We start from the raw sequence: 20061 nt of genomic DNA, 5'->3' as shown, positions 1-20061 counted from the left end.
ATAGGGATGAATATAGCTTTGATAGCACATGATTCTAAAAAACAGGAAATGATTGAATTTGTGAAAAAACATGAATCTTTTTTTAAACAGCATTCGTTATTTGCGACAGGAACAACAGGACTTAAAATTATGGAAAATACAGATTTGAAAGTTCATCGCTGTTTATCTGGACCATATGGTGGAGATCAGCAGATTGGAGGATATGTGGGAGAAGGAAAAATGGATTTTGTGATTTTCTTTAGAGATCCTTTGACAGCACAGCCACATGAACCAGATATTAATGCTTTAATGCGTGTTTGTGATGTGCATCAGGTTCCTCTAGCATCACATCAAAAAACAGCAGAACTGATTATAAAAACTTTAGAAAGTGAGGGAAGTATAGAATGAAGTATGAAATTCAAGGAACGCCTTTTCCAGTTGTCATTTGTGAATTAGAAAAGGGAGAAAAAATGGTGAGTGATAGTGGAGCTATGGCTTGGATGGATCCATGTATGACGATGGAAACAACAAGCGGTGGTATAGGGAAAGCTTTTGGGAGAATGTTTTCAGGTGAAACAATGTTTTTAAATGTCTATCAGGCTAGAGAAGCTGGTAAAATTGCTTTTGGTTCTTCATTTCCTGGTGAAATTCGTAAATATGATATTGCGCCTGGACAGGAAATCGTTGTCCAAAAATCATCTGTTCTGGCATGTGAAGAAACAGTAGAAAGAAGTGTATTCTTTAATAAAAAAGTATCTACAGGTCTTTTTGGTGGTGAAGGTTTTGTCATGAGTCGTTTATCGGGACATGGTATTGCATTTATTGAACTTGATGGCGCAACGGTTGAATATCAGCTAGAAGCAGGGCAACAGCTGATTGTTGATTCAGGAAATCTGGCTATCATGGATGCGACGTGTCAATTGGCAATACAAAGTGTACCAGGCATGAAAAATAAATTATTAGGTGGCGAAGGTTTATTCAATACAGTGATTACAGGACCAGGACGTGTCGTTTTACAGACAATGCCAATATCAACAGTCGCCAATAGTATTATTCCTTTTATACCAACTGGTAAGTAGACGATGATTTTTAATATAAGTGGTCGCACAGATATCGTTGCTTTTTATAGTGACTGGTTATTTCAACGTATCAAAGAAGGATATGTCTATGTGAGAAATCCTTATTATCCAACCCAGATTACCAAATATTTGATTAATGAGGATGTTGTTGATTGTTTTATTTTCTGTACAAAAAATCCTCGACCTATATTATCTCGTTTAGATAAACTGAAGCCTTATCCTTCTTATTTCTATGTGACCATAACGCCTTATGGTCGCGATATAGAGCCTCATGTTCCTGATTATCACAATGTCATATCAGACATTCAAAAGCTATCTTCTCAATTAGGAAAGCAAGCTGTTAGCATCAGATATGATCCTATTTTTATCAATCAGGAATATACCATAGAGAAGCATCTTTATTATTTTGAAGATATCCTCTCTCAGCTTCAAGGTTATGTTCATCATTGTGTGATCAGTTTTATTGATCTTTATCAAAAAACAAAAAGAAACTTTCCTGGTATTCAGGAAGTTCCTTTGTTTTGGCAACAACAGCTGGTAAAAGCTTTTGTACAGATTGCTAAAAAATATCAATTTCAGATTCAAATGTGTGCAGAACCATATGATTTTTCAGAGTATGGTGTTTTATCACAAAGTTGTTTGAATGCGAGAATACTCAAAGATATAACAGGATATGATTTTATATCTGTGTCTAGTCAGCCTTTAAGACAACATTGTCATTGTTATCCTAGTCGAGATATAGGGGAATATAATACATGCCCACATGGTTGTTTATATTGTTATGCAAATGAAAATAAGCAAAAAGTTATAGAAAACTATCAACTTCATGATCCTTTATCTCCATTGCTGATAGGAGATGTTCATGAAGATGATATCATCAAGCAGGCTAAACAAAAAAGTTATAAAAACAGACAATTATCTTTGGATATATAAAAAATGCAAGGTGGATTACCATCTTGCATTTTTAAGATAAGAGCCAATCAATAAGGTATAAAGATTTGATACCCTCATAGGATTTAATATAGCTTCTATCCATTGATAAAATTATTTTTACCATTATGTAAAACTTTACATTATTCCCACATCTGCAAATACCAGTTACAATTTTAACAAGATGAATATCTTTGTTTGAAATGAGCTGATTTCAATATTCGGGACGGTTTATAAGCTTAGTTATGAAATTCTTCCTATCTTTTTTATATATTATATCCGAAAATATAAAAAAACAATAGTTTCAGACATGTAAGTCTAAAACTTTGTAAAAACGATATTTTTCGACATATAAACTCATTATTTCAACAAATTGTACAAATGATTTGTTTTGTTAATATGTCTACATAATAAATGAGATCAACATTTCTCATTTTTATGAGATATGTGGTTTTTGTGATTTGTTATCATTTTAATACAAAAATGAATGAAGTGAATAGAATAAGTTTTTTTGTTGAAGTAAGCATAAACAATCTTTGTAAAAATGGACTGTTTTTCGCTTTTTTTCATATAATAAATTGAGGTGTTTTGATGATAAAAAAATGCTTGATTTGTTTATGTGTCTTCGTATTATGTCTCCAGATAACACCGGTTCATGGGGAAGAATTAAAATTAGCACCAAATGCTTCAGCATCCTTATTAATGGAAGCATCAAGTCGACAGGTTCTTTATTCAAATCATGAAAAAGAAAAGCTTTTTCCAGCTTCTACCACAAAGATTATGACCATGATTTTACTTTTTGAAGCTATTGAAAAAGGCAGTTTAAAATGGGATGAAGAGTTGACATGCAGCGCCTATGCAGCCAGTATGGGTGGTAGCCAGATTTACCTGGAAGAAGGAGAAAAAATGAGTGTCGCAGATTTGTTTAAAGCGATTAGTATTGCTTCTGCTAATGATGCCTGTGTGATGATTGGAGAACGTATTGCTGGAACGAATGATAATTTTGTGAAAATGATGAATGAAAAAGCGAAGGAACTCAAATTGGTGAATACTCACTTTGTGAATCCTACCGGTTTACATGATGATAATCATTATACTTGTGCCTTGGATTTAGGAACAATGGCCGCCTATTTAATAGAAATGGGTGGAGAACGTTTATTAGAGACAACTTCTTTATATGATAGTTACATCCGTGAAGATACTGCTCATAAGTTTTGGCTTGTGAATACGAATAAGTTATTGAAATCTTATCAAGGAGCTGATGGATTAAAGACAGGTTATACCAAAGAAGCAGGCTATTGTATTGTTTCAACTGCCAAAAGAAATGGTTTAAGATTAATAGCGATTGTTTTAAAAGAAAGTGATCCTAAAGTCAGAAATCAGGAAGTATCACAACTCTTGGATTATGGATTTTCTTTATACGAAAACATCACCTTATTTCAAAAAAATGATGTCATTGAAAAAGTTAACATTGATAATGCCCGTGTATCTCAAGTGGAAATCATAGCAAAAGTTGATATTCAGTATGTTCAAGATAAAAATGATACGACCAAAGTCACTTATCAGATGAATTATACAAATCTTGTGCCACCATTAAAAAAAGGTGAAGTGGTTGGTCATCTGTTATTGATGCGTGGAGATGTCAACATTGGTTCTTTTGATGTTACTGTGAAAACGGATGTTGAAGCCTTATCTTTTGTAGAAAAAGTCGTCAATCAACTCAAAGTTTTACTTTAAAAATCTATCTTGTGATGGATTTTTTATTTTGCATAAATATTCTAGTTTTGTTGAATAAGTTCTAGTTTTAGCGAAACGATTTTTTTTCATTTAGAATTGGTATATGATACCAAAGAAGGAGGAAGAGATATGGATAATCATATAGAGATTGAAAAAGCAAATCATCTGATTATTGTTCATTTTTATGGTGAAATTGATAGTGTTATGGCACCGGTTTATCGTGGACAGTTAAGTGATTTGATAGATGAGAGTGAAGAAGATGTGATTTTTGATTTTCAAAATACATCTTTTATAGATAGTTCAGGCATAGGACTTGTGCTAGGACGTTATAATCAGTTGAAATTTGAACATCGTACACTGATTTTAACAGGATTAAATCCTGTGGCTTATCGTCTTTTTGAATTAACAGGAATGTTTCAGATTATGCCTTATTATGAATCAATAGAAAATTTAAAGGAGGGAACATTATGAATCAAATGGAAGTCAGTTTTAGCGCTATCTTGGATAATGAAAATTTTGCCAGAACAACGGTAGCGGCTTTTTTAACACCTTTAAATCCAACTATTGATGAAATTATTGAATGGAAAACAATTGTATCAGAAGCAGTCAGTAATGCTATTATTCATGGTTATAATCAAAATACAGAATGTTCTGTGGTTATGAAAATGAAGATTGATGGACGTCAGGTTCAACTGATTGTACAGGATTATGGTAAGGGGATTGAAAATTTAGAAGAAGTCAAAGCACCTTTTTATACAACTGCAAAAGACCTTGAACATGCAGGAATGGGATTAACCATTATTGAAACACTGGCAGATCAGTTAGAGATAGAAAGTGTTGTCAATATAGGAACAAAACTTATCATCACAAAAAGTTTAAAGAATCATGACACAATCTAAAACATTGGATCTTTTAAAAAAAGTCCGTTTAGGGGATGAACAGGCTAAAGAAGAGGTCGTTAAAGATAATTTAGGATTAGTTTGGTCAATTGTGCATAGATTTAAAAATAGTTATTATGATAAAGAGGATTTATTTCAGATTGGCTGTATTGGTTTGATGAAGGCTATTAATCATTTTGATACATCATATCAGGTTCAGTTTTCAACCTATGCAGTACCCATTATTATGGGCGAAATTAAACGCTATTTTAGAGATGATGGAACCATTAAAGTTTCTCGTTCTTTAAAAGAATTAAATATTAAAGTCACCAAAGCAAAAGAATACCTGCAAAGTCAAAACAATCAGGAACCAACGATTGAAGATGTCGCCAAGTATTTAGGTGTTGAACCACAGGACGTTGTAGAAGCCATAGATGCTTCTTATTATCCAACATCATTAAATGAACCCATTTATGAAAAAGATGGATCGACGATCAGTGTAGAAGACCGTCTGATTGATAAAAGTGATGAAATGTGGTTTGAAAAGATTGCTTTAGAAATGGAAATGGAAAAACTGGATGATAAAGAAAAAATGATTATTTATATGCGTTATCAATTGGATTATAATCAAGATAAAATTGCGAAATATTTAGGTATTTCTCAAGTACAGGTTTCTCGATTAGAAAAGAAAATTGTGACAAAATTAAGAACACGCTTAAAAGATGGAAAATAGTATGCTATAATACATCAGAGGCGAGAAAAATGGAAAAAAGTGATTTTAAAAAATCTTTATTAGAATATATCAAAGTCATTATTATAACAGTGGTTTTCACACTGGGCGTTCTATATTTTGTTCAGATATCAAGAGTTGTGGGTTCATCAATGGAGCCGACTTATCAAAATGGAAATATCATTTTGGTTGATAAATTCTTTTATAAAAGAGGGAAACCCTCTTATAATGATATTGTTGTTGTGAAGTATCATGTGGTTGAGGGTGAAGATCAGATTATTAAAAGAATTGTTGGGTTGCCAGGTGATCGTCTTGAAATGAAAGATAATCAGCTTTATCGTAATGGTCAATTACTGAATGAAGATTATATCAATGGACCTATGGAAGGTAATGAAGATTTTTCTTATGATATTCCAGAAGGTAAGATTTTTGTGATGGGGGATAATCGTAATCACAGTGTTGACTCTAGAAATATAGGATATATTGATTTTGATGATCAGGTTGTTGGTCGTGTCTTTTTTAAGGTCTTTTGATAAGACCTTTTTCTTTTGGGAGGTTTTATGAAAAAATTAAGATATGAACGTGTATTATTAGTAGGTGTGATTTTATGTTTACTCATTGGGACGATTGGATATATGTATTGTCATCGAAGTCGTTATTATGAATATCAGGGAGCTATGACAACTTATATAGGCACATATCATAAGGATGAAAAAATTTATACGTTTGATTTCAAAGGATTTCAAAAAGATGATCAATATTATTTATCTCTCAATGATTTATATAACTGGTTTGTGATTCAAGATCAAAATGCCAAGGTCTATGTTGACTATGGTAAACATACGATGGTTTATCAATTACATGATGTGACTTATCATATTGATTTTGGAAGAGATGAAATCAGATATAATGGAAATTGTATAAATGTAAGTAAAAATAATCAACATATTTATATTTCTCATAAAAATATATACCTTTCTGTCTATTATATAGAAAAAATACTGTTAAAAAATGAAAATCAAATCAAAATAGAAAATAAAACCGCTATCATTTCATAAATTTTATGATTTTTGTAGTCAAGATGGCATTTTTTTGATAGAATTGTTTCATATTTGAAAGATGGAAAAACATCTCTCAAAGGAAAGGGTGAAAATATGGCATATAAATTTAATATTACTCGTGGTAATGCAATTTTAAATTTTTCTGAAGAATTCTGTCAAAGTCGTTGTCAATTAATTGAAAGTGAGTCTTTTGCGAAAGTTTTAGAAAAATATATTAAACATATTAAAAGAACTGATACAACTATTTATGAATATTTACATGCTATTGAAGAAGATGATGTTGACTTATTAAGAGATTTAAGAGATGTTTTTAAATTATTATTAGTCATGTCAGTAGAAGAAGTTTGTGCTATGCGTTCTCAGACAAAAGCATATTTTAAAGATCGTGATATGTTTATTGCTTTGGTTGAAGATATTTATTTATTCTGGCGTCGTTTACAAAGATATGCAATTGTTTTTAATGAAACAAAAAGAGCAGGTTATCAAAATGTTCAGTTTGCAGATGCACAAAGTGAATTTGAAGAATTGGTATTAGAAGTTTATCGTTCTATTCAATCAGCGATTGGAAAGAAAGATAAAGTTTTACGTCAGATTACTGCAGGGGTAAATGCTGGTTTAGCTGTAACACATATGCGACCATTTTTACCATATGAATATCGTAATTTAGATGAAATTCCATTTATTGAATCTGTTGTTATTCATCCACCATTTATTGCTTATTCTAAACGTAATAAACGTGATGGAGTCTTTCCAGAAATCAAAACAAATCCTATTGAAGATAAAAAGTTTGATGCAGAATCATGGTTATGTTATCCTGCAAAAGTAGGAGATTTGTTATGTTTTGTTTACTTTAACGTAAAATTTATGGCACAAGGTGTAACATTATGTAACTTGTTTGATTTGGCTGATGAATCTGAATATCGTAATCGTAAACCAGATTTAATTTATGTTTATGGTTATGAAGATGGTGAAATGAATCAGGCTTTCTATCAGGATGAATCTAATGATATGATTGTTGCTTTATTATCAGCAAGTGATGATTTTGATTATTTTGGATATATGAAAAAAATGTGTTTAACATTGCATAATGTTCAAAAGATTAATCATCGTGAATTACCAATCCATGGAGCTATGGTTAAAATGACACTTCATAATGGTGAAACAAAAAATATCGTTGTTATGGGTGATAGTGGAGCTGGTAAGAGTGAAACAATTGAACAGATTAAAGTGATTGGAGCTGCTTATATTACAGACTTAAAGACAATCTATGATGATATGGGAGTACTTTCACTTGGTGATAAAGGAAAAGTGAAGACTTCAGGAACTGAAATTGGGGCTTTTGTTAGATTAGATGACTTGGATGCAGGATATAGCTTTAAAGAATTAGACCGTTCAGTCTTTATGAATCCAGATAAAGTCAATGCACGTATTGTCATTCCAATTACAGACTATAAAGATGTTGTGGCAAAACATGATGTTGATTTGTTCTTATATGCAAATAACTATGATGAAGATGGTGAAGCATTAAGTTTCTTTGATACACCAGAAGAAGCTTTAGAAGTCTTCAGAGCAGGAAATCGTATGGCAAAAGGAACAACAACAGAATATGGACTTGTAGGAAGCTATTTTGCGAATCCATTTGGACCAGTTCAAAGAAGAGAACAGACTGAACCTATTTTACAGGATTATTTTAAAAGAATGTTTAAGCAAGGTGTAAAAGTTGGACAGTTGCGTACACGTTTAGGTATTAAAGGAAACGAACATCAAGGACCAAAAGATGCAGCTATTGCCATTTTAAAATATGTAACAGGTGAGGAAGAATTAAAAGAATTACCTGTTGAAGAATAATAGGAAACAGCAATGTTTCCTATTTTTTAAAAGGAGAAATATATGTGGATTATATTTGGAATATTAACTCTTATCATGACTTTATTGAATTTGTATATGTATAATGCTGGTAAAAATTATCATATTTTTATGGCTCTTTCCTTATTCTTGATGGCATTGACACTTTGCGATCAGTATCAAATGATAGCGTCTTGGAGTTTAGCAGGGGATTGGAGTGCTATTGCAGATGTTGCACCAACATTATCTATGATGCTATGGATATTTGTAATAGGTTCTTTTGTGGTGAATGTCATACCATTATTATTAAGTTATCGTAAGAATCGTTAATAAGTATGATGCTTTATTTATGAAAATAAAAAAGATTGTCTAAATATCAATGATATCTTGACAATCTTTTTTTATTAATAGATTCCTTGAGAAATCATAGCAGCTACAACCTTTTCAAATCCAGCAATATTAGCTCCTTTAATTAAGTCGTAACCTAAACCATATTTTTGAGCAGCTTTGACTGAAGAGTCATGAATATCAACCATGATATCATGTAATTTCTGATCAACTTCTTCAGCGCTCCAGCTATAACGCATAGAGTTTTGAGCCATTTCTAATGCAGATACAGCAACTCCACCAGCATTCGCTGCTTTTGCAGGTCCTAAAGTTCCACCATTTTCTAAGAAGTAAGCAATGGCTTCAGGTGTTGTAGGCATGTTAGCACCTTCAATAATGTATTTCACTCCATTAGCAACCAATTGTTTAGCTTCTTCTAATCCGATTTCATTTTGTGTTGCACATGGGAAAGCCATATCAACTTTTAATCCCCATGGTTTTTCACCAGCATGGAATTCACATCCAAATTTTTCAGCATAATCTTTAAGTTTGACATCATTTGAACTTCTGATTTTTAATAAGAAATCAATCTTTTCATCAGTTGTAATTCCATCAGGATCATAAACATACCCATCTCTACCAGAAATAGATACAACTTTTGCACCATATTCTCTTGCTTTTAAACATACACCCCAGGCAACATTTCCATAACCTGAACATGCAATTGTTTTACCTTCATAAGAATCATTGAAGTGTTTTAAAACTTCTTTACCATAATAAACAGCACCAAATCCAGTTGCTTCAGGTCGAATTAAAGATCCACCATATGGTAATGGTTTACCAGTTAAGACACCATTTTCATAGGCTCCTCTGATTCTTTTATATTGTCCATACATATATCCAATTTCTCTGGCACCTGTTCCAATATCCCCAGCAGGTACGTCAACGTCTGGTCCAATATGACGATATAATTCAGTCATAAATGATTGACAGAAACGCATGATTTCATTGTCTGATTTTCTTTGTGGATCAAAATCAGAACCACCTTTACCTCCACCAATTGGTAAAGTTGTTAATGAATTTTTAAAGATTTGTTCAAAACCTAAGAATTTAATAATTCCTAAATTGACAGATGGATGTAATCTTAAACCACCTTTATATGGTCCAATCGCATTTGAGAATTGAACACGATATCCTCTATTGACATGAACTTTTCCCTGATCATCTTGCCAAGGAACTTTGAACATAATGGCTCTATCAGGTTCTACCAATCTTTCTAAAATAGCCATATCCTCGTATTCAGGATGAGCTTCAATAACAGGTTCTAAGCTTTCCAAGACTTCTTCTACAGCTTGAATAAATTCAGGCTGATCAGCATTTTTTCTTTTTACATCTTCTAAAACTCTTTCAATATATTTCATAGTTTGAATCCTCCTTGAACTTATTATATACAATGATAAATAAAAAACAAGCATTTTAATAAAAAATTATTACATTTTTTGAAATTTAGATAAAATAATTCTTATTTTTTAGTATAAATAGAATTAAATGATAGATTTGTTTTGAAAATAATAATTTTTTATAATGTTATGAATAAAGTTTTCATTCTTTATAAAATATGTTAAACTACAAGAGGTGATAAAAAATGATGAAAAAATTTAAAGAATATCGAACATTTTTATTTTGTCTTTTCTTATTTATTATATTGATGATTTTAAGTCTTTATGCTTTTATGCAAAAAGCTTTACCACAGGCCATAGGTTGTCTTTTATTATCATTGATTGCACTTTTATTAATGACTACAAGATATAAGATTATTTTATTTGATAATGAAATGATGATTTATGAGTGGAAAGTTGCAGCTATGTTACCAACATTGATTCCTTATCAAAATATTCAATCCATTCAAAAAAAGTCTAAGCATCATATTATTGTTGAGCATCAAAAAACAAGTCATATCTATGTTTTTAATAGTGATGCTTTTTTAGAAACTTATAATGAGTTCACTCAAGAGGATAAAATCAATGAAAATGAATAAACAATGTTTACCATGTCTGGTTAATCAGGTTGTCAAGATGGCAAGTATGACAGGATGTCTGAATCAGGATGAATTGTTTCACCAGTTTTTTGCCTATATGAGTCAGGTTGATTTTACAAAAACAAACCCTGAAATTATAGGTGAAGTTTTTGCCATGGTCAAAGCGTATATTCATCATGATGATCCTTACTATCAGTTAAGACATGATTATAATCAGATGTTTTTAAAACAACTGAATCAATTAGATAACCAGATTCATTCTTTTGAAAAGGCTGTTAAATATGCAATAGTAGGAAATATTATAGATTTTAGTCCTCTTCATCAAAATGTAAAACAAGATGTAACAAAGTATTTTCAAAATATAGATCAGTTATCATTAACTATTGACCATATTGAAGATTTAAAAGCTGATATTAAGACATCTTCATCTTTATTATATTTGGGAGATAATTGTGGAGAAATCTGTTTAGATAAATTATTGTTGAAAAGAATCAAGGATATCAATCCTGATATTACATTGTATTTTGCGACAAGAGGAGCAGCTGTGGTTAATGATTCTATATTAGAAGATGCCTATCAGGTAGGTATTGATGAATATGCAACCATTATATCTAATGGTGACAGTTCATTAGGAACAGTTCTTTCACGTGTCAGTGAAGAGTTTCTTGAAATCTATCATAAGGTGGATATAGTGATAGCAAAAGGACAGGCTCATTTTGAAAGCTTAAGTGAAGAAAAGAAAAATATTTATTTTTTATTGATGGTTAAATGTGGAGTGATCAGTCAATATATAGGTGCTTTAGAAAAATCGCTTGTCTGTCTATCTCAAAGAAAGAGAGGATAGCCAATGAAACTTCATGTGAAAAAAATAATAGATAGAGCTTCTTGGAAAACACAACAAAACAATCAAAAATACTATTTGATAGGGGCTTTGTTTTTATTTAGTTTACCAGTTGTCATGATCACCTATCATTTTTATATCATGTTTTTTCTTTTATTTTTCATCATTATAATTGTTTTAATAGCAAGCTATATTCAAAATATAAAAAGCTTTTTTGATTTGAAAAGATTAAAGAGTGAAGTTGTGGATGTTGATGAAAACCAATGTTTTGTTTATCAAGATAAAGTTTTTGATTTTCATCAGTTAATAAAAATTCATTTACTGCGTCGCGTTATTTATTTGGAATTTGAAAATGATATCGTTGTTTTAGAGTATCAGAAAACTCTTTTCAATCAATTAAAAGATTCATATTCTCAATTGATTAATCAAAAGACAACCAAGATTGGAAGAATATCTTTTATGCTATTGATGATAGATATGCTTTTTGGTGTCATTATTATAATGAAAATAGTAGGGGGCATTATTTATTGTCTATCGACTTCAACAACGATTATAGATATCAGTCGATTATTTGGAGATATAGGGACTCTTGCTTTTATCTTTATTTGTGTTTTTTTAGCGAATATATTGAAGAAGTATAAGATTGTTTTTTATACAGTATCTGTGATAGTGGCATTTTGGTCATTGATGTCTCCAATGACACATGTAACACAATTGCTTGTTGATCAAGGTGCTATAGCTTATCGTGAAGATGTGAATGGGGTTCAGATTTATCGCGATGTTGCTTATGTGTTTGGAAAAGATGCGACCTTGATGTATGTAGATTCGATAGATGATATAGGAACTTTTCATGATGTTGTGTATGTTGAAAGTCAGCAACAATATCAATTCTATAGTTTAACGACACCACATCAAACACTTCAAGATTTATATGAGGAATATGAGGGTAGTTCTTATAGTCATCAGGATATCAATATAATGATTGATAAAAATGTCATTAAAATCAATTCAAAACCTTATCAGGCAGAGTTGATTGGTGATCATATGTTATATGTCAAGTTACAGCATCCTTATATCATTCAATTCAAAGATTTTCGATGTGAACTTTATCAGTTAGATAGAGGACATACAGTTGTTTTACAAGAAGATTATATGAATGATGTTACTTCTCAAGATAACGATATAGAAAATGAGGAAAAGAAAAGTCAAGAAGAGAACCAAGACAATGAAACAGTGACAGCTTCAACATCACAGCCAGAAGAAAAATCAGAAATAGAAAAAAGAAGAGAAAAACAAGATCAACAAAGATATCAGGCTTATCAACAGGCTATCCAACAAGATGATATGACATCTTTCCAGTCTACACAGGATGTTGTGAAAGTTCATGACGAAAATACGGATATTTATCGAGTGATTAAGTCATTGGATAGGGAAATCACACGAATCAATAATGAAGAAGGAACTATTCTAGATGTCCAAATTTTATCAATGTTGATTTATCATCAAAATAATGATGAATATGGTATTTATATTAATAGGCGAGTTGATTCTTCTGTTGAAGAAAGTCAGACGTTTCAAGAAATCATTTTCATGAAGAAATATGGTCATGATTATATTGGAACAAGACTTTATGATATAAGTTATATGCCAACTGATCATCCTACCAATAATGGTGAATATGAAACACGTCAAACAACTGACTATCTTTATCGCATTGATGGTCATCAGGTTGTGGAAAATGCATGGTAAAAAAAGAATTTTCAAAAAATTCTTTTTTTATTTATTAAAGTGTGTTAAAATGATAAAAAATGAGGTGATATTTATGAAAAAGACAATTTTAAATCAACAATTTCATCGCCATCACCATTGGAACACTTAGGGTTATATCTATGAAAGATACAGCCCGTTTTGCATATACTTTATAAATGGGTGTATCTAATGACTTATAGAAGGTTTGGACGAGTCATTAAGACTCGTCTTTTTTGTTAAAGGGGGATTGACATGGAAGAGTTTAAATATTTAATACCTGAAGAAAGTATTGATGCCATTATGAATAATGTGTCTAAGTTAAGAGATATTGAAAATGATTTAAGACATATTTTTGTTGAACATGGCTATTTAGAAGTTTTGATGCCATCATTTGAATATGTGGAACTTTATAATGATATGGATATTGGAATTGATGAAGAAAAGATGTTTCAATATATCAATTATGAAGGCAAAAGAGTGGCATTGAGAGTGGATTTTACAGTTCCACTAGCAAGATTGTATAGCTCACAAAAAGAAAATGGTGAAAAAAGATATTGTTATTTTGGGAAGGTTTATCGTAAAGAAAAAAGACATAAAGGAAGAAGCAGTGAATTTTTTCAGGCAGGTATTGAATTGCTTGGAAAAGCAGGTGTTGCGGGAGATTTAGAATGCTTAGAGCTTGTTTTAGAAACAATGCAGTGTTTAAGATTAAAGACATTACGTATTGAAATGGGATCGGCTCAATTTTATAACCGTTTAGTTGAAATAGTGGATGATGAGAAATTCGTCAATATATTAAAAAGACGTGATTTAAGTGCTATGAAAGACTTTGTAGAGAGTCATCATTTTGATAATCATCTCCATGATTTGTTGTTGATGTTACCTCAAGCTTTTGGTGATATTCAAGTTTTATATCAGGTTCAATCACTGATAGATGATCCATTACTAAAAGAGGCTATTGAAGAGTGCATTCATTTATATCAACAATCAAAGATGAAAGACATTTTAACATTTGATTTAGCTATGACGCCAATGATGAAATATTATACAGGTATTATGTTAAAGGGGTATTCGCCTTATAGTGCTGAACCTATTATGAATGGTGGACGTTATGATAAACTTATGAATCATTTTCAAAGGCAGGTTCCTGCGATTGGATTTAGTTATGATTTAAGTCATATTCTCAAAGCTTTAGAAAAGGAGGAAGAAGCATGATTAAAATAGCCATTACAAAAGGGCGCATTGAAAAGCAGGTTTGTCAATTGTTATCAAAACAGGGATTTGATATGGAACCTATTTTTCATAAAGACCGTGAACTCATGATTGAAACTCCAGATGGTTTATCAATGATTTTTGCGAAAGCCAATGATGTTTTGACTTTTTTAGAACATGGGATCGTTGATGTCGGTTTTGTAGGAAAAGATACTTTAGAAGATAGTGATTTCCAGGATTATTATGAAATGTTGGATTTGGATATAGGAAAATGTTATTTTGCAGTCGCTGCTTATCCTGGTTACAAAGATAAAGTTTTTCATCGTCGTAAACGTATTGCTTCTAAATATACCAAAGTGGCTAAGGATTATTTTAACCAAAAACAGGAAGATGTTGAAATCATAAAGCTGGAAGGTTCAGTAGAACTGGGGCCTGTTGTGGGATTAAGTGATGCTATTGTGGATATTGTAGAAACAGGTTCAACGCTTAAAGCCAATGGTTTAGAGGTTATTGAAAAAATCAGTGATATTTCTACAAAAATGATTGTCAATAAAGTGAGTTTAAAATTTAAAAAAGAAGAAATCTTTGATTTGATTTATAAATTGAAAGGGGAGTAACAAGATGTTAAAAGTTTATGATTTACAAGGGCAGTTTAAGGATGTTGTGCAAAAGTTTTCATCACGTAAAACTGAAATGACCAAACAGGTCAATGATACTGTCATGAATATGATTGAAGATGTTGAAAAAAATGGAGATCAGGCATTAATGAAGTATTGTCGAGATTTAGATGGCTTCATGATTGATAATCCTAAAGATTTGATTGTCTCAAAACAAGAAATCTTGGATGGTGTCACAAGTGTTGGTAAAGACTTTATGCGTATTTTAGAGCGTACTAAAGAACAGTTAATAGCTTTTCATCAACATCAGGTGGATAAATCATGGTCATTATATAAGGAAAATGGTGTCATGATGGGACAGTTAGTACGAGGGTTAGAAAAAGTGGCTTTATATGTACCAGGAGGAACAGCAACGTATCCATCAACTGTTATGATGAATGCAATTCCTGCGAAGCTTGCAGGAGTTCAAAACCTGATTATCATCACGCCAGTAAAAGCTGATGGAAAAGTGAATCCTAGCATTTTAGCAGCAGCCTATGTTTGTGGGATTGATGAAATTTATAAGGTAGGGGGCGCTCATGGTGTTGCTGGAGTTGCGATAGGAACAGCAACCTTACCAAAAGTTGATAAAATTGTCGGACCAGGCAATATTTATGTAGCGACAGCTAAAAAATGCTGTTATGGCCGAGTAGACATTGATATGATTGCTGGACCTAGTGAGATTTTAATTGTGGCAGATGACAAAGCCAATCCTAAATATATTGCAGCCGATTTAATAAGTCAGGCGGAACATGATCGTTTAGCCAGTGCTCTTTTGGTCACAACATCGCCTTCACTTGTTGAAAAGGTCAATGAAGAGTTGAAACGACAGATACAGTTATTACCAAGAACAGAAATTATTGAAGAATCGTTACAGAACTATGGTGGAGCATTTATTGTGAATTCGATTGAAGAAGCTTTTCAGGTTTCTAATGAGTTTGCGCCTGAACATCTTGAAGTGCTTGTAGAAAATCCAATGAATACTTTACCACTGATTCATAATGCTGGATCTATATTTTTAGGTGAATATACACCAGAACCACTTGGTGATTATATGTCAGGAACAAATCATGTTTTACCAACCGGAGGAACAGCTAAATTTTATAGTGCTTTAGGTGTTTATGATTTTGTGAAATATTCATCATACAGTTATTATCCAAAAGCAGCTTTAGAAGCATTGAAAGATGATGTCATCACATTTGCCAAAAAAGAAGGATTAGACGGACATGCCAATAGTGTTGCAGTGAGATTTGAGGAGGATACATATGAGAAAAAGTCAAATAAAGCGTGAAACAAGAGAAACATCTATTGATATGTCCTTAAATCTAGATGGTCAAGGGATAGCTCAAATTGATACAGGTATTGGATTTATGGATCATATGCTTGAATTATGGGCTTTCCATAGTGGTTTTGATTTAAAAGTGATTTGTCATGGTGATTTAAACGTAGATAGTCATCATACAATAGAAGATTTAGGAATTGTTTTAGGAGAATGTATCAAAGAAGCATTAGGTGATAAAAAAGGCATTTATCGCTATGGTCAAATGGCTATTGTCATGGATGAAGCACTCGTCACAACAACACTTGATTTAAGTGGTCGTCCTTACCTTGTTTATCATGCACAATTGCCTTGTATGAAAGTTGGTCAATATGAAACGGAGATGACAAAAGAGTTTTTTAAAGCAGTCAGTGATCATGCTATGATGACTTTGCATATTCATGAAAGCTATGGTGAAAATACCCATCATATTATTGAAGCGATGTTTAAAAGCTTTGCACGTGCATTAAAACAGGCAGTCATGATTGATGAAAATCATCAAGATCAGATTGTGTCATCAAAAGGAGTTTTATAGGATGATTGTGATTATTGATTATCATGTTGGAAACTTAATGAGTGTGCAAAATGCTTTTTTGAAACTTGGTATGGATGTTGTGGTGAGTCGAGATCACGATGTGATTCGACAGGCTAAAGGAATTGTACTGCCTGGTGTAGGAACATTTCCAGTAGCAATGGAACATTTAAAGAAATATGATCTGATTGATATTTTAAAAGAAAGAAAAGAAGCGGGTATTCCAATATTGGGAATCTGTTTAGGAATGCAAATTTTATTTGAAAAAGGTTATGAAGTGACTCCAACGGAAGGATTAGGCTTTTTAAAGGGAGAAGTCAAATTGATGGATGTGCAGGCCAAAATCCCACATATGGGATGGAATGAACTGATTCTCACACAAGATCATCCCTTAATGAAAAATATAAAAAATGGAGATTATGTTTATTTTGTTCATTCTTATATGGCTTATCCAACCGATGATGAACTCATTGCCTGTTGTGAATATGGCCAAGCCAGAATCACGGCTGTTGTTGCAAAGGATCATGTCATGGGATGTCAGTTCCATCCTGAAAAAAGTGGTGCAGTCGGAAGAAAAATTTTATTAGCGTTTAAGGAGATGGTGCAATGATTATTATTCCAGCAATTGATTTAAAAGATGGTGAGGCAGTGCGTTTATATAAAGGTGATTATCAACAAAAAACAGTCTATTCTTCATCACCAGAAACGCTGGCTTTACAGTTTCAGAATATGGGAGCCAATTATTTACATGTAGTAGATTTAGATGGGGCTAAAGATGGGACAACAACAAATCTTTCAACAATTCAAAAAATTCGTCAGACCATCTCTATTCCTATTGAAGTCGGTGGTGGTATCAGAACAATGGATACGGTAGAACTATATTTAGAAAAAATAGGGATTGATCGTGTGATTTTAGGTACGGCAGCTATTGAAAATCCTGAATTTTTAAAAACAGCTTTAAAGAAATATGGAGCTAAACGTATTGTTGTGGGCGTGGATATCAAAGATGGATTTGTATCGACTTCAGGATGGCTTGTCAATACACAGATATACTACTTAGATTTTTTACAGGAATTAGAAAAAATGGGAGTTCAATATATTGTGTGTACAGATATTTCTAAAGATGGTACATTACAGGGACCATCATTTCCCATCTATCAAAAAATCAAAGACACAACATCTTTACATTGCATTGTTTCTGGCGGTGTAAAAGGAGCTGAAGATATTTTGGAAGCAGCCAGACAAGGTTATTATGGCTGTATTGTTGGAAAAGCTTATTATGAAGGTCAGATTGACTTGAAAGAGGTGATATCATGCTTGCCAAAAGAATCATTCCCTGTTTAGATATTAAAGATGGTATGGTTGTCAAAGGAGTGAATTTTGTAGGATTAAAAAATGTGGGTGATCCTATTGAAATTGCGAAAAGATATGATGAACAATGTGCTGATGAAGTTGTTTTTTTAGATATCACAGCAACTTATGAAAATCGTGATATTATCAAAGATCTGATTCAACGTGCAGCCAGTGAATTGTCGATTCCATTAACTGTCGGTGGGGGTATTCGTACTTTAGATGATTTTCGTATGATTTTATCCAGTGGAGCAGATAAAGTTTCTATCAATTCAGCAGCGATTTTAAATCCACAATTGATCCAACAGGCTGCAGATGAATTTGGTGTGCAGTGTGTCGTTGTAGCAATTGATGCCAAGATGCGTGATGATCAAAGTGGTTATGATGTCTATATGGCTGGTGGTAGAAAAAATACGGGATTGGATTTAATCACATGGGTTCAACAATGTGAGCAGCTGGGAGCTGGTGAGATTTTATTGACATCTATGGATAAAGATGGAACCCGTGATGGATTCGATATTGATATGTTAAATGCAGTCCTTGACGTTGTTTCTATTCCCGTCATAGCCAGTGGTGGGTGTGGGAATCAGGAAGATATTGTGGAAGTATTTGAAAAAACAAATTGTGATGGGGCCTTGGCAGCTTCTTTATTTCACTATCAGGAAGCAACTATTGATGATGTGAAAGCATTATGTGCCAGTCATCACATTCCAGTAAGGAGGAATTGAGAATTGATGAAACCAGATTTTGAAAAAGGAAATGGGTTAATCCCAGCGATTGTACAAGATGTCAAAACAAAGGATGTATTGATGTTAGCTTATGTCAATGAAGAGGCCTATGAAAGAATGTTGACAACCAAAGAAACTTATTTTTATTCACGTTCACGTCAGGAACTTTGGCATAAAGGAGAAACATCTGGACATTTCCAATATATTCAAGGGATGTATTTAGATTGTGATGAGGATACTTTACTGATTCTGGTTGAACAGGTTGGAGCAGCCTGTCATACTGGAGCCTATTCATGTTTCTTTCAGGAAGTCATACCTTACATTTTTGAAAAGAATATTTTTCATGAAGTTTATGATGTCATTGCAGATCGACAGGTACATCCTGTTGAAAAATCATATACAAATTATTTATTGGAACAGGGTGTTGATAAAATCTGTAAAAAAGTAGGCGAAGAAGCCAGTGAAACAATTATTGCAGCAAAAAACAACAATCAAGAAGAATTAATTGGTGAAATCAGTGATTTATTTTATCATGTATTGGTTTTGATGTATCAACAAGGTATTCAGGTTGAGGATATAGAAGAGAAATTGAGGGAAAGACATCAAATCAGTGGTAATAAAAAAGAATTTCATCAAAGAGGAGATTATTAGTGATTCTGATAATCTTTTTTTGTTTTGATAAACAAATAAATTTAATATTAAGCGCTTTCAAACTATGTTATAATGAACATATGAAGAAGAAAGGAGTATGTGTATGGGTCAATGTCGTCAATTTAATGACATTAAAATAGAGAGAATATTTGATCAAATTCAAAATTCTCCCTTTTTTTCTTTCTGTGCTAAAAAAGCACAAAAAGATACTGATCATTTTTAATGATTTTTTTAAGTTTTTAAGTTATAATTTTTTTAGAAAATGATGTCTATACTACTGATTAGTATTTTGTACGCAAAAATCCCTTTTTCATTTTTCTAACTTTGGGATTTCGTTTGCCATCAACTCTATATTTGAGTGTTGTTGGTTTCTTGGTATAGACATTCCATCTTCCAAAGAGTCTATTGGGTCGAATAGGC

23 protein-coding genes are annotated in these 20061 nt (G+C 32.3%); 22 read left to right on the top strand and 1 reads right to left on the bottom strand.

The window, feature by feature from the left end; genetic code table 11:
- The first annotated feature begins 6 nt into the window (after nt 1–6).
- From mgsA to B5G32_RS07430, 11 genes are all read left to right on the top strand, one after another.
- Nucleotides 7–387 carry a methylglyoxal synthase gene (gene mgsA / locus B5G32_RS07480; RefSeq protein WP_087298119.1) on the top strand — a complete coding sequence of 127 codons (381 nt, stop codon included), beginning with the start codon at nt 7–9 and terminating at the stop codon, nt 385–387.
- Nucleotides 384–1058, top strand: a complete 675-nt coding sequence (locus B5G32_RS07475) for a TIGR00266 family protein (protein WP_087936301.1) — start codon at nt 384–386, stop codon at nt 1056–1058. Before mgsA ends, B5G32_RS07475 begins: the two co-directional genes overlap by 4 nt.
- A gap of 3 nt (nt 1059–1061) precedes the next feature.
- Nucleotides 1062–1991: a DUF1848 domain-containing protein gene (locus tag B5G32_RS07470; RefSeq protein WP_087936300.1), complete on the top strand. Its 930-nt coding sequence runs from the start codon at nt 1062–1064 to the stop codon at nt 1989–1991.
- A 588-nt stretch (nt 1992–2579) separates the two neighbouring features.
- Nucleotides 2580–3725: a D-alanyl-D-alanine carboxypeptidase family protein gene (locus B5G32_RS07465; protein WP_087936299.1), complete on the top strand. Its 1146-nt coding sequence runs from the start codon at nt 2580–2582 to the stop codon at nt 3723–3725.
- Between the two features lie 129 nt (nt 3726–3854).
- The gene (locus B5G32_RS07460; RefSeq protein ID WP_087243295.1) at nt 3855–4196 is read left to right on the top strand and encodes an STAS domain-containing protein; all 342 of its coding nucleotides are present in this window, start codon (nt 3855–3857) and stop codon (nt 4194–4196) included.
- Nucleotides 4193–4624, top strand: a complete 432-nt coding sequence (spoIIAB, locus tag B5G32_RS07455) for an anti-sigma F factor (protein ID WP_087243294.1) — start codon at nt 4193–4195, stop codon at nt 4622–4624. Before B5G32_RS07460 ends, spoIIAB begins: the two co-directional genes overlap by 4 nt.
- Nucleotides 4611–5336, top strand: coding sequence for a SigB/SigF/SigG family RNA polymerase sigma factor (locus tag B5G32_RS07450; protein WP_087243293.1), 726 nt, complete (start codon nt 4611–4613; stop codon nt 5334–5336). The genes spoIIAB and B5G32_RS07450 overlap by 14 nt, the downstream gene beginning before the upstream one ends.
- Nucleotides 5337–5365: 29 nt before the next feature.
- Entirely contained in the window at nt 5366–5866 is a 501-nt protein-coding gene (gene lepB / locus B5G32_RS07445; RefSeq protein WP_087936298.1) for a signal peptidase I, read from the top strand.
- Nucleotides 5867–5893: 27 nt separating this feature from the next.
- Nucleotides 5894–6391 carry a hypothetical protein gene (locus B5G32_RS07440; protein ID WP_087936297.1) on the top strand — a complete coding sequence of 166 codons (498 nt, stop codon included), beginning with the start codon at nt 5894–5896 and terminating at the stop codon, nt 6389–6391.
- A 96-nt stretch (nt 6392–6487) separates the two neighbouring features.
- Nucleotides 6488–8242, top strand: a complete 1755-nt coding sequence (locus tag B5G32_RS07435; protein WP_087243361.1) for a phosphoenolpyruvate carboxykinase — start codon at nt 6488–6490, stop codon at nt 8240–8242.
- A gap of 42 nt (nt 8243–8284) precedes the next feature.
- Nucleotides 8285–8569: a hypothetical protein gene (locus B5G32_RS07430; protein WP_087936296.1), complete on the top strand. Its 285-nt coding sequence runs from the start codon at nt 8285–8287 to the stop codon at nt 8567–8569.
- Between the two features lie 74 nt (nt 8570–8643).
- Here B5G32_RS07430 and gdhA read toward each other — a convergent pair whose 3' ends face one another.
- Nucleotides 8644–9987 (bottom strand): NADP-specific glutamate dehydrogenase, encoded by a 1344-nt coding sequence (gene gdhA, locus B5G32_RS07425; protein WP_087936295.1) that lies wholly within the window; start codon nt 9985–9987, stop codon nt 8644–8646.
- Between the two features lie 224 nt (nt 9988–10211).
- Between gdhA and B5G32_RS07420 the strand changes: the two genes are divergently transcribed.
- From B5G32_RS07420 to hisIE, 11 genes are all read left to right on the top strand, one after another.
- A complete protein-coding gene (locus B5G32_RS07420; protein ID WP_087936294.1) occupies nt 10212–10604 on the top strand; it encodes a hypothetical protein in 393 nt (130 codons plus the stop codon).
- Nucleotides 10591–11448: a damage-control phosphatase ARMT1 family protein gene (locus tag B5G32_RS07415; protein ID WP_087936293.1), complete on the top strand. Its 858-nt coding sequence runs from the start codon at nt 10591–10593 to the stop codon at nt 11446–11448. Before B5G32_RS07420 ends, B5G32_RS07415 begins: the two co-directional genes overlap by 14 nt.
- A 3-nt stretch (nt 11449–11451) precedes the next feature.
- A complete protein-coding gene (locus B5G32_RS07410) occupies nt 11452–13194 on the top strand; it encodes a hypothetical protein (protein WP_087936292.1) in 1743 nt (580 codons plus the stop codon).
- A gap of 252 nt (nt 13195–13446) precedes the next feature.
- A complete protein-coding gene (locus B5G32_RS07405) occupies nt 13447–14409 on the top strand; it encodes an ATP phosphoribosyltransferase regulatory subunit (protein WP_087936291.1) in 963 nt (320 codons plus the stop codon).
- Entirely contained in the window at nt 14406–15023 is a 618-nt protein-coding gene (gene hisG / locus B5G32_RS07400) for an ATP phosphoribosyltransferase (RefSeq protein WP_087243284.1), read from the top strand. The genes B5G32_RS07405 and hisG overlap by 4 nt, the downstream gene beginning before the upstream one ends.
- A gap of 4 nt (nt 15024–15027) precedes the next feature.
- Nucleotides 15028–16353, top strand: a complete 1326-nt coding sequence (gene hisD, locus B5G32_RS07395) for a histidinol dehydrogenase (protein ID WP_087936290.1) — start codon at nt 15028–15030, stop codon at nt 16351–16353.
- On the top strand, nt 16328–16915 hold the full coding sequence (gene hisB / locus B5G32_RS07390; RefSeq protein WP_087304048.1) for an imidazoleglycerol-phosphate dehydratase HisB: 588 nt from the start codon (nt 16328–16330) through the stop codon (nt 16913–16915). The genes hisD and hisB overlap by 26 nt, the downstream gene beginning before the upstream one ends.
- A 1-nt stretch (nt 16916) precedes the next feature.
- Nucleotides 16917–17522, top strand: a complete 606-nt coding sequence (gene hisH, locus B5G32_RS07385) for an imidazole glycerol phosphate synthase subunit HisH (RefSeq protein ID WP_087936289.1) — start codon at nt 16917–16919, stop codon at nt 17520–17522.
- Nucleotides 17519–18256, top strand: a complete 738-nt coding sequence (gene hisA, locus B5G32_RS07380) for a 1-(5-phosphoribosyl)-5-[(5-phosphoribosylamino)methylideneamino]imidazole-4-carboxamide isomerase (RefSeq protein ID WP_087243280.1) — start codon at nt 17519–17521, stop codon at nt 18254–18256. Before hisH ends, hisA begins: the two co-directional genes overlap by 4 nt.
- The gene (gene hisF, locus B5G32_RS07375) at nt 18226–18990 is read left to right on the top strand and encodes an imidazole glycerol phosphate synthase subunit HisF (RefSeq protein ID WP_087936288.1); all 765 of its coding nucleotides are present in this window, start codon (nt 18226–18228) and stop codon (nt 18988–18990) included. Before hisA ends, hisF begins: the two co-directional genes overlap by 31 nt.
- A gap of 6 nt (nt 18991–18996) precedes the next feature.
- Nucleotides 18997–19641 (top strand): bifunctional phosphoribosyl-AMP cyclohydrolase/phosphoribosyl-ATP diphosphatase HisIE, encoded by a 645-nt coding sequence (hisIE, locus tag B5G32_RS07370; protein ID WP_087243278.1) that lies wholly within the window; start codon nt 18997–18999, stop codon nt 19639–19641.
- Nucleotides 19642–20061 lie beyond the last annotated feature (420 nt).

This window comes from Massilimicrobiota sp. An80 (assembly GCF_002159255.1).
In the GTDB taxonomy this organism is placed as follows: domain Bacteria; phylum Bacillota_I; class Bacilli_A; order Erysipelotrichales; family Coprobacillaceae; genus Allocoprobacillus; species Allocoprobacillus merdigallinarum.
Note: the sequence above shows the minus strand (reverse complement) of the source record. Positions and strands in the feature narration are given on the sequence as shown.

What these genes read in the sequence shown, in the direction of transcription:
- gdhA (WP_087936295.1), bottom strand. Translation starts at nt 9,987, where the DNA reads ATGAAATATATTGAAAGAGTTTTAGAAGATGTAAAAAGAAAAAATGCT.
- hisB (WP_087304048.1), top strand. Translation starts at nt 16,328, where the DNA reads ATGAGAAAAAGTCAAATAAAGCGTGAAACAAGAGAAACATCTATTGAT.
- B5G32_RS07465 (WP_087936299.1), top strand. Translation starts at nt 2,580, where the DNA reads ATGATAAAAAAATGCTTGATTTGTTTATGTGTCTTCGTATTATGTCTC.
- hisA (WP_087243280.1), top strand. Translation starts at nt 17,519, where the DNA reads ATGATTATTATTCCAGCAATTGATTTAAAAGATGGTGAGGCAGTGCGT.
- spoIIAB (WP_087243294.1), top strand. Translation starts at nt 4,193, where the DNA reads ATGAATCAAATGGAAGTCAGTTTTAGCGCTATCTTGGATAATGAAAAT.
- hisG (WP_087243284.1), top strand. Translation starts at nt 14,406, where the DNA reads ATGATTAAAATAGCCATTACAAAAGGGCGCATTGAAAAGCAGGTTTGT.
- mgsA (WP_087298119.1), top strand. Translation starts at nt 7, where the DNA reads ATGAATATAGCTTTGATAGCACATGATTCTAAAAAACAGGAAATGATT.
- B5G32_RS07460 (WP_087243295.1), top strand. Translation starts at nt 3,855, where the DNA reads ATGGATAATCATATAGAGATTGAAAAAGCAAATCATCTGATTATTGTT.
- hisF (WP_087936288.1), top strand. Translation starts at nt 18,226, where the DNA reads ATGCTTGCCAAAAGAATCATTCCCTGTTTAGATATTAAAGATGGTATG.
- B5G32_RS07410 (WP_087936292.1), top strand. Translation starts at nt 11,452, where the DNA reads ATGAAACTTCATGTGAAAAAAATAATAGATAGAGCTTCTTGGAAAACA.
- hisH (WP_087936289.1), top strand. Translation starts at nt 16,917, where the DNA reads ATGATTGTGATTATTGATTATCATGTTGGAAACTTAATGAGTGTGCAA.
- B5G32_RS07430 (WP_087936296.1), top strand. Translation starts at nt 8,285, where the DNA reads ATGTGGATTATATTTGGAATATTAACTCTTATCATGACTTTATTGAAT.
- B5G32_RS07435 (WP_087243361.1), top strand. Translation starts at nt 6,488, where the DNA reads ATGGCATATAAATTTAATATTACTCGTGGTAATGCAATTTTAAATTTT.
- lepB (WP_087936298.1), top strand. Translation starts at nt 5,366, where the DNA reads ATGGAAAAAAGTGATTTTAAAAAATCTTTATTAGAATATATCAAAGTC.
- B5G32_RS07420 (WP_087936294.1), top strand. Translation starts at nt 10,212, where the DNA reads ATGATGAAAAAATTTAAAGAATATCGAACATTTTTATTTTGTCTTTTC.
- B5G32_RS07440 (WP_087936297.1), top strand. Translation starts at nt 5,894, where the DNA reads ATGAAAAAATTAAGATATGAACGTGTATTATTAGTAGGTGTGATTTTA.
- B5G32_RS07405 (WP_087936291.1), top strand. Translation starts at nt 13,447, where the DNA reads ATGGAAGAGTTTAAATATTTAATACCTGAAGAAAGTATTGATGCCATT.
- B5G32_RS07475 (WP_087936301.1), top strand. Translation starts at nt 384, where the DNA reads ATGAAGTATGAAATTCAAGGAACGCCTTTTCCAGTTGTCATTTGTGAA.
- hisIE (WP_087243278.1), top strand. Translation starts at nt 18,997, where the DNA reads ATGAAACCAGATTTTGAAAAAGGAAATGGGTTAATCCCAGCGATTGTA.
- B5G32_RS07470 (WP_087936300.1), top strand. Translation starts at nt 1,062, where the DNA reads ATGATTTTTAATATAAGTGGTCGCACAGATATCGTTGCTTTTTATAGT.
- hisD (WP_087936290.1), top strand. Translation starts at nt 15,028, where the DNA reads ATGTTAAAAGTTTATGATTTACAAGGGCAGTTTAAGGATGTTGTGCAA.
- B5G32_RS07415 (WP_087936293.1), top strand. Translation starts at nt 10,591, where the DNA reads ATGAAAATGAATAAACAATGTTTACCATGTCTGGTTAATCAGGTTGTC.
- B5G32_RS07450 (WP_087243293.1), top strand. Translation starts at nt 4,611, where the DNA reads ATGACACAATCTAAAACATTGGATCTTTTAAAAAAAGTCCGTTTAGGG.